Source organism: Corynebacterium jeddahense (assembly GCF_028609865.1).
GTDB lineage: Bacteria > Actinomycetota > Actinomycetes > Mycobacteriales > Mycobacteriaceae > Corynebacterium > Corynebacterium jeddahense.
The window spans coordinates 2,314,566-2,328,309 of record NZ_CP063194.1 but is presented as its reverse complement, the minus strand read 5'-3'; the positions used below and the strand labels follow the sequence as shown (position 1 = coordinate 2,328,309).

At 70.2% G+C, this 13,744-nt stretch carries 12 protein-coding genes; 2 read left to right on the top strand and 10 right to left on the bottom strand.

The genetic code is table 11. The features are described from left to right. Window position 1 precedes the first annotated feature (1 nt). From CJEDD_RS11210 to trmB, 5 genes are read right to left on the bottom strand one after another with little or no spacing between them, the layout of a single operon-like run. Window positions 2-1,471, bottom strand: coding sequence for an FAD-binding oxidoreductase (locus CJEDD_RS11210; protein ID WP_273657528.1), 1,470 nt, complete (start codon window positions 1,469-1,471; stop codon window positions 2-4). A gap of 59 nt (window positions 1,472-1,530) precedes the next feature. Further along, complete coding sequence (locus tag CJEDD_RS11205) at window positions 1,531-2,574, bottom strand: lysylphosphatidylglycerol synthase transmembrane domain-containing protein (RefSeq protein ID WP_042406281.1); 1,044 nt, start codon at window positions 2,572-2,574, stop codon at window positions 1,531-1,533. Then, entirely contained in the window at window positions 2,564-4,882 is a 2,319-nt protein-coding gene (locus CJEDD_RS11200; protein ID WP_042406280.1) for an MMPL family transporter, read from the bottom strand. Before CJEDD_RS11200 ends, CJEDD_RS11205 begins: the two co-directional genes overlap by 11 nt. Window positions 4,883-4,897: 15 nt before the next feature. Then, entirely contained in the window at window positions 4,898-5,572 is a 675-nt protein-coding gene (locus CJEDD_RS11195) for an NYN domain-containing protein (protein WP_042406276.1), read from the bottom strand. Window positions 5,573-5,574: 2 nt separating this feature from the next. Continuing rightward, window positions 5,575-6,345 carry a tRNA (guanosine(46)-N7)-methyltransferase TrmB gene (gene trmB, locus CJEDD_RS11190; protein WP_081764504.1) on the bottom strand — a complete coding sequence of 257 codons (771 nt, stop codon included), beginning with the start codon at window positions 6,343-6,345 and terminating at the stop codon, window positions 5,575-5,577. Window positions 6,346-6,640: 295 nt separating this feature from the next. Between trmB and CJEDD_RS11185 the strand changes: the two genes are divergently transcribed. Beyond that, on the top strand, window positions 6,641-8,464 hold the full coding sequence (locus tag CJEDD_RS11185) for a phosphoenolpyruvate carboxykinase (GTP) (RefSeq protein ID WP_042406271.1): 1,824 nt from the start codon (window positions 6,641-6,643) through the stop codon (window positions 8,462-8,464). 69 nt (window positions 8,465-8,533) lie between these two features. Here CJEDD_RS11185 and CJEDD_RS11180 read toward each other — a convergent pair whose 3' ends face one another. After that, a complete protein-coding gene (locus CJEDD_RS11180) occupies window positions 8,534-9,319 on the bottom strand; it encodes a class I SAM-dependent methyltransferase (protein WP_074432501.1) in 786 nt (261 codons plus the stop codon). A 4-nt stretch (window positions 9,320-9,323) separates the two neighbouring features. Here CJEDD_RS11180 and CJEDD_RS11175 point away from each other — a divergent pair, with 4 nt between their 5' ends. Beyond that, complete coding sequence (locus CJEDD_RS11175; protein ID WP_042406267.1) at window positions 9,324-10,400, top strand: glycosyltransferase family 4 protein; 1,077 nt, start codon at window positions 9,324-9,326, stop codon at window positions 10,398-10,400. Here the strand turns inward: CJEDD_RS11175 and CJEDD_RS11170 are convergent. The 4 genes from CJEDD_RS11170 to CJEDD_RS11155 form a co-directional block, all read right to left on the bottom strand. Next, window positions 10,375-10,827 (bottom strand): DIP1984 family protein, encoded by a 453-nt coding sequence (locus CJEDD_RS11170; protein WP_042406264.1) that lies wholly within the window; start codon window positions 10,825-10,827, stop codon window positions 10,375-10,377. The genes CJEDD_RS11175 and CJEDD_RS11170 overlap by 26 nt on opposite strands. A gap of 362 nt (window positions 10,828-11,189) precedes the next feature. After that, a complete protein-coding gene (locus CJEDD_RS11165; protein ID WP_042406259.1) occupies window positions 11,190-11,426 on the bottom strand; it encodes a three-helix bundle dimerization domain-containing protein in 237 nt (78 codons plus the stop codon). A gap of 156 nt (window positions 11,427-11,582) precedes the next feature. Further along, on the bottom strand, window positions 11,583-13,025 hold the full coding sequence (locus CJEDD_RS11160) for an MmpA family trehalose lipid delivery protein (RefSeq protein ID WP_042406257.1): 1,443 nt from the start codon (window positions 13,023-13,025) through the stop codon (window positions 11,583-11,585). Continuing rightward, window positions 13,009-13,698 carry a porin PorA family protein gene (locus CJEDD_RS11155; RefSeq protein WP_042406255.1) on the bottom strand — a complete coding sequence of 230 codons (690 nt, stop codon included), beginning with the start codon at window positions 13,696-13,698 and terminating at the stop codon, window positions 13,009-13,011. Before CJEDD_RS11155 ends, CJEDD_RS11160 begins: the two co-directional genes overlap by 17 nt. Window positions 13,699-13,744: the final 46 nt, after the last annotated feature.

The following is a 13,744-nucleotide window of genomic DNA, read 5'->3' as shown; positions in this document are numbered from 1 at the left end:
CCTACGCGTTTTCCACTGTTTTTTCGTAGAGGCCCGGGAAGCGTCGGTCCGGATCGTACTGGGCCTTGATCCGCTCCGGTAGGTCCCCGCCGTAGAGCTGCTCGAACTCGGCGCGGTCGTAGAACGCCTCCGAGTAGAGCGACTTGTGCCCGCCGAGCTGCGAGACCTTGCGCTCGATGACCTTGTTGAAGGCACCGGGCTCCTGCGCTGGCGAGACGTGGTCGGCGGGCACGCCGGACCAGAACCCGACGTTGATCCAGGTCGTGCCGGGTTCGAGCGGGTAGAGCGGCCACGGCGCGCGCTCCTCGAGCTCGACGCCCGCCAGCGTCTCGACGCCCTCACGGAGCCGAATGGGGCAGAGCCAGACCGGCTCGATGTCGCTCGCCTGGAAGAACCAGTCGAGGAACTCGGCGAGCTGGGTGTCGCGCACCTCGATGTCCTGCACGACGCGTTCGGTGCGCGGCAGGTGCTTCGGCTTCTTCAGGAAGCGGTATTCGAGGTCGTACTTCTTGTCCAGGCCGACGAGCTTCCAGTAGAACGCGCTGCGGCGCAGCTCGCGCGGCCACACCTTGCGCACCTTGGGGTTCTGGGTACCGAAGGCGCGGGAGCACCAGAACCAGTCCGTGTCCCAGCGCCAGATGTAGTCGCGGATGGTGAGGTAGTCGTGGTGCACCCCGGACGGGTGCTGCAGCGAGCGGTAGTAGATGGCGTCGCGCGTGTAGTCGGACACCCCGGGGGCGTCGTTGGTCTGGAACGCGCACACGAGGTACTGCTCGGAGGGCGAGAATGCGACCGCGTCGAGGCCGTGCAGCGCCCGCCCGTCCCACTCGCCGGAGGCGGCCGCGGCGGCGAGGGCGTCCTGGAAAGCCGTGAGGTCGTCGAAACGCACGTGATCGAGCTCGATAAAGGGGGCGACCTCCTCGAGCTCGATTTTCAGGCGCACCGCGTAGCCGAGGGAGCCGTACGAGTTCGGGAACGCGCGGAAGAGCGCGACGTTGTGCTCGCGCGAGCAGGTGATGATCTCGCCGGTGCCCACGAGGACGTCCATCTCGATGACGGACTCGTGCGGTAGGCCGTTGCGGAAGGACGTCGATTCCACGCCCATGCCGGAGACGGCGCCGCCGAGGGTGATGGTCTTGAGCTGCGGCACGACGAGCGGTGCGAGCCCGTACGGCAGCGTCGCGTCGACGAGGTCCTCGTAGGTGCACATGCCCTGCACGTCCGCGGTCTTGGCCACCGGGTCGATGGCGATGACGCCGCGCAGCCCGTCGACGTCCAGGCCGACGCTGCCCGTGCCGCGGGAGCGGAACAGGTTCGACGTCTTCTTTGCCAGCCGCACGCGCTGCCCGTCCGGCACCTGCCGGAAGCTCTCAAGGAGCGCGGCGACCGCTTCCTCGTGCGCGTGCCAGCCGACGGGCAGGACGCGTTGGAAATCCACGGTGCGACCGTAAAGCATGCTGGAAACGCTCATGTAGGGCCACGATAGCCCTCACTTGCGCGCAGTGCGCAAGTTAATATCGTCACGCCAGCTCAGACGGCGTCGCCCGCGACGGGCCGCCCGACCATGAAGCCGCGCCCTGCGTAGACGGCGGCGTAGACGACCCACCCGATCGCCGTAATGAGCACGAACGAGATCGCCCTGTACACCACCGTCGCCGCGGTCGCGTGCGCGAGGGTGAGCCCGCCCGCGACGAGCATGCCCGCGGCGACGGGCTCGACCGTGCCCAGCCCACCCGGCGTCACCTGCGCCGAGCCCGCCAGTTTCGTCATGACGTACGCGAGGCACACCCCCATGAGCGAGATGCCGTCGCTTGACGACGCCACCTCCGGCCCGCCCGGCGCCCCACCCGGCATCACGCCCGTGACGGCCCAGACGGAGAAGACCATGGTGGCGACGTCGAGCAGCTGGTTTGCGAGCGAGAGCCCCGCGGCGGCGGTGAAGGCGGGCCCGGAGATGCGGATGGCGGCGACCTGGTCGATCACCCCGTCGACGCGGCCGCGCACCTTGTCGGGCAGGAAGCGGACCCACCGCTTGAGCACCGCGGGGTGCACCGTCGCCCAGAACACCGCGGCGATGGTGAGGGCCGCCGCGGCGAGCGTGGCCAGCAACGACCACAGCGACAGCTCGGCGCCGAGCAGCATCACCGCCACGACGCCGATGAGCACCATCCACACCGTCGACAGCGCGCCGGAGACGACGAAGAACCAGCCGCACAGGCCGGGTGACGCGCCCCAGGAGCGGTGCACGCGGTAGGTGAGCCAGGCGGAGATCGCCGGCCCGCCCGGCACCGTCGTGGACCACGCGTTGGACGCGAGCGTGATGGCGTTCGTGCCGGCCGCGTCGGCCACCGGGCCGTCCACGTTGAGCAGGATCTGCATCACCGCGGCCATCGCCGCGAGCGCGAGCGCGGCCGTGGCCGCGGCGCACGCGAGGGGGAGGGGGGAGGCCGCGCCGATCGCCTGCCACGCCTCGCCGAAAAACGGCAGCTGGTCGCGGAGGATGACGAGCACGGCGGCGAGGGCGGCGACCGGCGCGAGCCAGCGCAGCCACTGGCGCCAGTGGCTAGCGCTCAAGTTCCTTCTTCTTCAGCTGCTCGAGTGCGGCGCGTCGCCCGTCGCGCCCGCCCCGCTCGTCGAGCTCGCGCATGAGCTCGGAGAAGGGGACGAGGGAGGCGTTTTCCGCCACGCTCACGCCGGCGCGCCCGGGCTGGTCGTCCACGACTGCTTGTTCGATGGGGGTCTCGCCGGAGGTGGGCGTCGATACGCCTGAGCCCTCGCCGAACGCCCCGGCGGCGCGCTTCACCCAGCGAGGCGCCCACCAGCTGTCCTCGCGCAGGAGATGCATGACGGCGGGGACGAAGAGGAGGCGGATGACCGTGGCGTCGAGGGCGAGGGAGAAGATCATGCCGTAGGCGATGTACTTCATCATCACGATGTCGGAGAGCGCGAACGCGGCGGCGACCACGATCATGATGAGCGCGGCGGCAGTGATGATGCCGCCGGTGTGGGCGGTGCCGCGGCGGATGGCGTCGTCGGTGGAGGCGCCGTCCTGGCGGGCCTCGACCATGCGGGAGACGAGGAAGACCTCGTAGTCCGTGGACAGGCCGTAGAGGATGGCGATGATGAGCACGAGGATCGGGCTCATGAGCGGGCCCGGGGTGAAGTTGAGCGCGCCAGAGCCGAGGCCGTCGACGAAGACGGCGGTGAGGAAGCCGAGCGTCGCGCCGATGCTGAGCACGTTCATGATCACGGCCTTCGCCGGGAGGATGAGCGAGCCGAACACGAGCGCCATGAGCAGGAACGTGGCCAGCACCATGTAGAGCGCCATCCAGGGCAGGCGGTGCAGGAGCGCCTCGATGGACTCGACCTCCATCGCCGGCGTGCCGGAGACGTACGTGCGCACGCCGTCCGGCGCCTTGATCTCGCGCAGCTGCTTTACCACGTCCGCGCTGTCGGTGCGGTCCGCAAGCGGCGCGGAGAGCACCGTCGTGCCGTCCTGCGTCGGGTGGGCTGGCTTCATCGGCGCGGCGAGGCCGTCGACCTGACGGGTCTGCATGACCACGTCGATGAGCTGCTCGTTCGACGCGCCCGTGACCACGAGCTTGACCGGGTCGGTGCGGAAGGCGGGGAACTCCTCGTTGAACTCGTCCTGGGCCTGGCGCGTGACCTGGTCTGGTGGGAGGTACGTCTCGTTGATGCCGCCGAACGTGATGCCGAGGATGGGCAGCGTGAGCGCGACGAGGAGGACGGCCAGGCCGGCGGTGACGCCCTTCGCGCGCCGCATCGCCCAGGCGGGGATCTTGTACCAGACGGTGTCTTCGAGGCGCTTACCGCTTCTCGACGTCCTCCGGACCGACCACATGTCGATCCTCGGGCCGAGCATGCCGAACAGTGACGGGAGCATGATCACCGAGATGAGCGCGGCGAGCAGGACTGCGCTCATTGCGCCGTACGCCACGGATTTGAGGAAGGCCTGGGGGAACATGAGCAGGCCGGACAGCGCCACGCCGACCATGAGGGCGGAGAAGAAGACCGTCTTGCCCGCCGTGTTCGTTGTCACGGCGACGGCGTCTTCGGTGGACCGGCCGCGGTCGAGCTCCTCCCTGAACCGCGAGACCATGAACAAGCCGTAGTCGATGGCCAGGCCGAGGCCGAGCAGCGTGATGATGGACTGGGAAAAGATGTTCACCTGCTGGAACTGCGCGAGCACGCTGAGCAGCGACAGCGACCCGATGATGGAGAGGATGCCCACGATGAGCGGCATCGCCGCCGCGACCACGCCGCCGAAAACGAAGAGGAGGATGACGGCCACGAACACGAGGCCGATCTTCTCCGCGCGCGCGATGTCGTCGGCCATGCCCTTGTCCAGCGCGTCGGCGACGGCGGTGGCCCCGGCGACCTGGACGGTGCCGCCCGGCGCCTCGAGCGCGTCGAGCACGGGCTTGATCGTCCGGAAGTCCTTGAGCGTCTGCTCACCGTCGCCCTTCAGCCCGATCGCCGCGAACGCCTTCGTGTGCTCGGCGTTGACCTGCTGCGGGTTGGGGTGCTCGAAGTAGCTGTTCACCGAGGCGATCTCGTTCGGGAACTGGTCGCGCAGCCCCCCGAGCTGGGAGTTCATCGACGCGACGAGCGCTTGCGTATCGACGCCCTCCGGAGCATCCACGAGCACAATCACATCGCCGGAGTTGTCGCGCCCGAACGTGTCCTGCTCGATCGCCGCGGCGGCGGTGGAGTCCGCGCCGGGGTCCTCCCACCCCTCCTGCGAGAGGCGCTCGCCGAGCTTGGAGCCGAAGCACACCTGGAGGATGAGGATGAGCGCGACGACGACGAGCGGGATGACGCGGCGGTGGCGGTAGGCGAAGCGGCCCCACTTGGTGAACACGGCGGATGCCCCTTCCTAATCGCGGGTGCTGTGCAGCAGCGACTTGAGCGGGCGGAACGGCTGCAGCCAGGCGCCCTCGTCCGGCAGTTGGTCGAGGTTGACGCGCGGCAGCGGGTTCTGGAACACGCCCGGGATGTCCTCGAGGTCCACGAAGCGCACGTCCGGGGAGTTCACGGCCCAGGAGGCGTGCTCGTGGAAGCCCAAGACGGTGACGGGGACGCCGGCGCCGACGAGCTCGAGCAGCGGTTCCTGGAAGTTCTGGCCGTCCGCCGACGCGACGACGACGCCCTGCAGCACGCCCTCGTCGCGGCGGCGCTCGATGTGGGCGAGCATATCGCGGTCCACGTCCGAGTCCTCGTCGCTCTTCGGTTTGGCGAAGACGGCGAAGCCGACATTGCGCAGCGCCTCCACCCACGGGCGGATCGCGTCCGCGCCGCTCGCGGCGACGTTGGTGAACACGGTGGCCTCGGGTTCCACGGCGTGGCCGAGCTCCGCGGAGCGCTCGTCGGCGAGGTCGATGAGCCAGCGCCCGATCGCGTCGAAACGCGGGCGGTGCGCCGCCGTGGGGCGGCCGCCGAGGATGGCGCCGAGTCCCATGTCGAGGTTCGGCGCGTCCCACACGAGCAGGTAGCTCTCCGGGCCGGGGGCCGCACCGGGCGTGTAGGGGTGCGTCAGCGACTGCAGGTCCATGCTCACTTCTTCTCCCAGAGGTACTCGCGAATGACGTGGTCCTTGTCCAGACCTTTGCCCTCGAATTTAGTGATCACCTGCCGGTCCGTGAGCAACGGCGCGTCCGGCCACGGCCACCCCTTGTATTCCATCATCGGCTCGACGTCCACGAGCTCGTCGATCCACTCCGCGTAGCCGGCGTGGTCGGTGGCCACGTGGAGCACCCCGCCGGGCTTGAGGCGGGTAGCGATGAGGTTGAGCGTGCCGGACTGGATGATGCGGCGCTTGTGGTGGCGCGCCTTCGGCCACGGGTCGGGGAAGAAGATGCGTACGCCGTCGAGGGACTCCTCGCCGAACATGCGGGCCAGGACCTCGACGCCGTCGCCGCGCACCATGCGGACGTTGTCGATGCCGCCGCGCACCAACGCGCCGAGCAGCTTGGCAAGGCCCGGCTTGTAGAGCTCGACGGCGACGATGTTCGTGTCCGCCTCGAGCGGCGCCATCGCGGCGGTGGAGGTGCCGGTGCCGGAGCCGATCTCCACGATCGTGGGGTGTCCGGAGCGCCCGAACCAGGCGTCGATGTCGATCGGGTCGTCCGCGCCCTCGGCGAGCACGCGGCCGAGGCGCGGCCAGTGCTCGTTGAACAGGGCCTCCTGGTTGTCGGTGAGCGTGCCGCGACGGAAGGTCACCGAGCCGAGGCGCGGGTAGTCGAGGCCCGTGCCGAAGTCGGTCTGGAGGGGGCGCCCGGCCGGCAGTTCGCCGGTGCCCGGGCGGGAGTTTTCAGTATTATCCATCGTGTTCATTCTCCATAACCACAGGTCAAACGCAAGTTTCGCCGCGGCTTGGCGGCGGCGGCGTGTGTCACCCCCGGCGCGTCGAGAAGCATGTGCATCCCGGTTACGGAAAGGGGGTAGGCGTTTACCCCCGCTGGGCGCAAACGCCATGCTCGCGCGCGCTGGTTATATCCGGCCTACGAATGAACGGGCCCAACTTTTAGCCAGATGGGCGCCCGTTTCGATACGCTTGGAACACCGTATCGAGTAGTGGGCGCACGCACACTGGCTATAACCAGTCACCAAAGGAGAGCACATGACCGCGGCAGTTAAACGCCTGGAGGGGGATACCCCCACGGACAACGAGCAGCTCATCGCCTGGATCAACGAGGCGGTCGACCTGTTCGAGCCGGAGAAGGTGGTTTTCGCGGACGGCTCAGACGACGAATGGAACCGCCTCGCCGCCGAGCTGGTCGAGGCCGGCACCCTGATCAAGCTCAACGAGGAAAAGCGCCCAAATTCGTACCTCGCCCGCTCCAACCCCTCCGACGTGGCACGCGTGGAGTCGCGCACCTTCATTTCCACGGAGCACGAGGAAGACGCCGGCCCGACGAACAACTGGATGAAGCCGGCCGCCCTCAAAGAGGAGATGCTCGAGCACTTCAAGGGCTCCATGCGCGGGCGCACGATGTACGTCGTGCCGTTCTGCATGGGCCCGATCGGCGACCCGGACCCGAAGCTCGGCGTCCAGCTGACGGACTCGGCCTACGTCGTGCTCTCCATGCGCATCATGACCCGAATGGGCGCTCAGGCGCTGGAGAAGATCGAGGGCGAGAATTTCGTGCACTGCCTCCACTCCGTCGGTGCCCCGCTCGAGCCGGGCCAGGAAGACGTGGCGTGGCCGTGCAACGAGACGAAGTACATCTCCCAGTTCCCCGAGACCAAGGAGATCTGGTCCTACGGCTCCGGCTACGGCGGCAACGCCATCCTGGCCAAGAAGTGCTACGCGCTGCGCATCGCGTCCGTGATGGCGCGCGAGGAGGGCTGGATGGCTGAGCACATGCTCATCCTCAAGCTCACCTCCCCGGAGGGCAAGGCCTACCACATCGCCGCCGCCTTCCCGTCCGCCTGCGGCAAGACCAACCTGGCCATGCTCACCCCGACGCTCGACGGCTGGACGGCCGAGGTCGTCGGCGACGACATCGCCTGGATGAAACTGCGCGAGGACGGGCTGTACGCCGTCAACCCGGAAAACGGTTTCTTCGGCGTCGCGCCGGGTACCAACTACGCCTCCAACCCGATCGCCATGAAGAGCATGGAGCCGGGCAACATCCTGTTCACCAACGTCGCGCTCACCGACGACGGCGACGTCTGGTGGGAAGGCATGGACGGCGAGGCGCCCGCGCACCTCATCGACTGGCGCGGCGAGGACTGGACGCCTGAATCCTCCTCCAAGGCCGCCCACCCGAACTCCCGCTACTGCGTGGCCATCGAGCAGTGCCCGGCTGCCGCACCGGAGTTCAACGACTGGCAGGGCGTGAAGATTGACGCCATCCTCTTCGGCGGCCGCCGCCCGGACACCGTGCCGCTGGTTACCCAGGCGCACAACTGGGAGCACGGCACCATGATCGGCGCGATGCTCTCCTCCGGCCAGACCGCCGCCTCCGCGGAAGCCAAGGTTGGCTCTCTGCGCCACGACCCGATGGCCATGCTGCCGTTCATGGGCTACAACGTGGGCGACTACTTCCAGCACTGGCTTGACATGGGCCGCACCGGCGGGGATCGCATGCCGGCGATCTTCCTGGTCAACTGGTTCCGCCGCGGCGAGGACGGCCGCTTCCTGTGGCCGGGCTTCGGTGACAACTCGCGCGTGCTCAAGTGGATCGTCGACCGCCTCGAGGGCAAGGTGGATGCGGACGAGACCGTCGTCGGCCACACCGCCCGCGCCGAGGACTTGGACCTCACCGGCCTGGACACCCCGATCGAGGATGTGCGCGAGGCGCTCACCGCCGACCCGGAGCTGTGGAAGGAAGACGTCGCCGACGCGCGCCGGTACCTCGAGGGCCTCGGCTCCCGCGTGCCGGAGGAGATCTTCGACCAGCTGAAGCAGCTCGACGGGCGCATTCACGCCGCGCGTTAGGCCTGCCCCCACCTAGGAACCGGCTACCTAGAACCGGCTACCGGCCGTTTTTCGGCGGGGTAGCCGGTTCTAGGTAGCCGGTTTTGGGTTGTTCGCGGGGGCGGCCGCGGGGGCGGCCTTGCGCAGCACGAGCACCAGGTTCGACACCGCGAACTCCCGCAGCACCGGCACGCGCGTGACCCACCACGCCCACCGCGGGTGGTAGCGCGGGAACGCGGCGGCGAGCTGGCCGGTGCACTCCGCCCACGCGAGCCCCTCGCCCGCGGAGACGGCGAAGAGGGATTCGCCGAAGATGTTCTTCGGCTCGCGGCCGTGGGCTTTCGCGTATCGACGCCGCGCGTACTCCCCGCCCACGTAGTGCTGCCACAGCCCTGTCTCGTGCCCGCCGAACGGGCCGAGCCACACCGTGTAGCTCAGCACCACCAGCCCGCCGGGCTTGGCCACGCGCAGCATCTCCTCGCCCATGGCGCGCCAGTCGGGGATGTGCTCGGCGACGTTGGAGGAGTACACGACGTCGAAAGAGCCGCCCGCGAAGGGCAGGGCCGCGCCGTCGCCGCGCACCGCGCCGAAGCCCGAGAGCCCCGCGGCGGAGAGCTCCGTGACGTTGGGCTCGAGGCCGACGTAGAAGCAGTCCGCGAAGGCGTCGGCGAAGTAGCCGGGGCCGCCGCCGACGTCCAAGACGGACGCGCCGGCGAGGGGGTGGTTGGTGAGGTCGGCCGTGAGGGCGTCGAGAAGCAAGCGCGTATCGCGGGCGAGCGCCGAGTAGAACACGCGCGGGCGGAACTGCTCGTAGGGGAACGTGCGCAGCAGCCGGAGCGAGCGGCGAAGCGTGGCCATCCGGCGGGTACGGTGCATAGCGATGAAGATACTGCTCATGTGTTGGCGCGATTCCACCCACCCGCAAGGCGGCGGCTCGGAGCGCTACCTCGAGCGCGTGGGCGAGTACCTCGCCGCGCGGGGCCACGAGGTGATCTACCGCACGTCGATGCACACGGACGCGCCGCGCCGCTCGAGACGCGACGGGGTGCGCTACGAGCGCGTCGGCGGGAAGTTCAGCGTCTACCTCGCCGCGCCGCTGGCCATCTGGCGCCACCGGCCGGACGTGGTGGTGGACACGCAAAACGGCATCCCGTTCTTCGCGCGCCTGTGCACCCGCAGGCCGGTGGTGCTGCTCACGCACCACTGCCACAAGGAGCAGTGGCCTGTGGCGGGGCCGTTCATCGGGCGGCTGGGCTGGTTCCTCGAGTCGAAGGTTGCCCCGCGCGTGCACCGGGGCGCACCATACGTGACGGTCTCGGAGGCGTCGAAGCGCGACCTCGTGGCGCTCGGCGTGCGCGAGGGCGACATCGCGATCGTGGAAAACGGCGTGGACCCCGTGCCGGCCGAGACGCCCGTGCTTCCCGACGACGGTCGCACCCACCTGGTCACCCTCTCCCGCCTCGTGCCACACAAGCGCATCGAGGAGGCGATCGACGTGGTCGCGGGCATGGAGGGGGCGGTGCTCGACGTCGTCGGCTCCGGCTGGTGGGAGGACGAGCTGCGCGAGTACGCCGCGCCGCACGGGGCGAAGGTGGTGTTCCACGGCCACGTCTCCGAGGCGTACAAGCACGCGCTGCTCGAACGGGCCGCGCGCACCGGCGGCGTGCACCTGCTGCCCTCGCGGAAGGAGGGGTGGGGCATCGCCGTCATCGAGGCGGCGCAGCACGGCCTGCCCACGGTGGCGTACGCGAGCGCGGGCGGGGTGGCCGACTCCATTCGCGACGGCGAGACGGGGCGGCTAGTGCGGCCGGGCGAGGACTTCGCGGAGGCGGTCGCGGAGACCCTCGGGCGCGGTGCGGCGATGGCGCAGTCCGCGGGCAAGTGGGCCGCGCGGTTCTCGTGGGAGGCCACCGGCGCGAAGTTCGAGCGCGTTATTGCAGCTGCGTCGACCAGTTGAGCTGCTGGATCTTCGTGTCCAGCTCCCGGTAGGCCTTGGACGCGGAATCCGCCATGTCCCGCAGCGCCTTGACGTCCACGGTGGGCACGAAGCGCACCTCGGAGCGGGAGTAGCGGTGGCTGGTCACCGTCGCGGCGTCCGCCACCGCGGCGTAGAGCCGGCGCGAGCGCAGCAGGGCGTCGCGGCGCGCGATCGCGTCTGTGAGCGTTGCTCCCTCGAACGGCGTCTGCGCGTTTGTGTGGTTGATGCGGCGCACGAGCGTCTCGATCTCCTGGAGCAGCGCCGCGGCTTCCTCGAGCAGCGCCGCCGGGTCCTCGGCAGGGGCGTCGCCCTCCTGGACCACGGCGCCCTGCACCAGGCGTTCCTGCAGCTTGTTCAGCCGATCCTGCGCCTCCGCGCGCCGCGCCAGCGCCTCCGCGAGCAGCATGTGTGCCTCCTTTATCCGTTCTGTCCCCGTGCCCGACCCTCACGCGCGCGTTGCGTCTCGACGTCCACCTCCGGCCCCCAACGCCCCGGTAGTAATCGGTGCCCGGTGCGACCCTGTGGTGGGGGCCGTGCCCGTGTGCTCCGTGCCGGCCGCGTGCTCCGTGCGTGCGAGCGGATTCGAACCGCTCTTGCCCTGATGCGGCCGCAGGGCGCCATGCGTGTTGCCCTTTGCCCCGGGCAACGTGGGGTTGGCGTTCGCTGGGCGGGGTGACGTCGATACGCGTGCGCACGCTACCGACAGTTCTTGGCCGAACATAGCAAAGCGCCCAGCCCTGCGGAAGGGCTGGGCGCGCGGGACGGGCGTTACGCCGCGGTGGGGAACAGCTCGCCGTCGCGCAGGCGGTCACGCATCTCTGCCTCGACGAGGACGGGGATGAAGTCCTCGACCGTGGCGGAGCGCTTGTGGGCGCGCAGGACGGCGTCGAAGGCGTCGTTGATCTCGAGCGCGTCGAACTGGCCAGTGTACTCCGTGAGCAGGTCCTCGCGGATGTTTCGCAGGGCACGCTCGCGGATGATGCTGAAATCGATGTTGTTCGCCATTGTTCCTCCTTGCAGAAGCTGTATCTGCTCCTTCGGTCAGATCGTGGTTACGCGATTACGTAACCTGTTGTTCATGTGCTGTTCACTTTAGGAAGCGCCCGGAAGTGATGCAAGGGGGCCAACGGTGGGCGACCGCCATTAATGGGCGTACGCCCACTAATCCGCGTAACGATGCAGGTGAGGACGGTTTATTTTGAGGGTGTGACCTTGGACACATGCGAGGAGGGGGACGGCGCACCAGAGCGCGAAGAGCGCCACGCCAACCGGCGGCAGGCCCCGCGCCGGGGCACCCGCGTCCACGACGCTGCCATCAGCGCGGACGGCCAGCCCGATGCCGAGCCCGCGCAGCCGGCCCAGGCTGTCGGGCCCATCCAGTGCCACCTGCGCGGCGGACCAGCGCGCCGACGGCGGGTCCACCACCACGCCGTCAACGGCGAGCGCGCCGGACTCGACGACGTTCATGGCCTTCGGGGCGGGGTCGACGGCGACGCGGCCCGCGACGCGCGTAAGCGCCGGGCGGGACTCGAAGACGACGTCGCGGCCGCGGTCATCGACGGCCGGGATCTCAACCGCGGCGGCGGGCACGGGGGTGAGCGCGGCGAGCGCGACCGGCGCGTCCGGGACCTGGAGCAGCGCGAACGCGCAGGCGGCGAGCGCACGACGCCCGTCCAGCGCGCCCGCGGCCGCGACGTAGGCGGGGACGGCGAGGATGAGCCACTTCTGCCCGTCGCGGAGCAGCCCCGCGCCGGGGACGTGGGCGACGAGCGGGCCCGTCAGCCCCGCCCAGGAGGCGAGCGCGAGAGCGAACCCGGCCGCGGCGAGGGCGAGCCAGCGGCGGGGGACGTCGCGCCAGGCCAGGGCGAGCAGCGCGAGCAGCGCGACGCCGGCGAGGGCGAACCCCGCCGAGCGCGACGGGGGCACGGCCTCGCCGTTCCAGATCCCGCCGAGTCCGGCAAGTGCCCCGAGGGTGCCGGCGAGCGCCTCCGCGCGCGGGGCGAACACGCCCGCCGACGCCGCCGACGCGGTCCCGCCCGCGCCCGCAAACACGCCGGCGACGACCCACGGCAGGCAGGTGAGCGCGCTCACGGCGAGCCCAGCCCGCCCGCGAGCGGCGCACGCCGCGGCGAGCGCGCCGGTGGGGGTGAGCGAGGCGAGCCAGTGCGCGAGCGTCGCCGCCGGGCCCCGGCCCAGCGCCACGAGCGGCAGCAGCCACGCGGCGACGGCGAGGGACCACTGCCCCTGGAGAAGTCGCTCCACCACAAACGGGTTCCACACCGCCACCGTCATCGCCGCCGCCCGGCCGAACGTGCCGCGCCCGAGCAGGTAGCCCGCCCGCGCCGCGCAGGCCGCGGCGCCGACGACGGCGAAACGCAGGAACAACACGGGGTGGGGGAGGATGCCCAGCAGCGCGTCCTGCGGCACGTTGCGGGCGGGCAGGTCGCCCCAGCCGAGCGACGCCCGGGTGAGCGCCATCGCGTCGAAGACCATCATGTCGCGCAGCGCGAACGCCCCGCCGGGCACGAGAAACGGCCACGTCACGGCCACAACCAGCAGCGCGCCGTAGCCGGCCAGCCAGCGTGCGCTACCGCCGGCGCGCATAACTCACCAGGCCGACGATGAACGCGGCCGCCGCGGTGAAGCGGGTGAGCACCGCCATCACCTGCAGCCCGCGCAGCCACGCGACGTCGCGCCGGGCGGCGTCGACCGCGGCCGCCTTCGACTCCTCGGCGAGCACCCACTGCTCGGGCGGGCAGTCCCACACCTCGTCGACGATGCGCCCGGTGCGCCGCTCCGCGTCGACGGTGCGGGTGCAGCCGTCCGAGAGTGTGGCGGCGTACTTCGAGGTCTCCAGCCCCCGCACGGAGCCGGGGCCGACGTAATCCAGCGCGACGTCGCGGCCCGCGGCGGTGTCGAACAGCGGGTAGGAGCGCCGCTCCGGGCGGTACGGCAGGAACGGGCCGAGCCCGGCGCGCCCCTTCGCGGGGAAGGCGGTGGAGGGATCGATGGGGAAGTGGTCCACTTCCTCGCCGTCCACGGTCACCACGGCGTTGAGCTGCTTCGGGGCCTTGGTGAGGGTGACGGTGCGGGTGTGGGTCTGGGTCTGAGTCTGGGTGGTGGCGCGGTCGCCGGGCGAAGCGGCGTCGAAACGCATGGTGTAGTCGCCGGGCCGCAGCGTGCGCTGGTGCGCGATGACGGCCGGGGAGATGAGGTTGAGCGCGGCGCACACGACGATGACGCCGAGGCAGGCGGCGAGGCGGCGGCGCAGGTTCACCCGTGCCACCCTACCGGGCCTGCCGGGCGGTTAAACTTGCGCCATC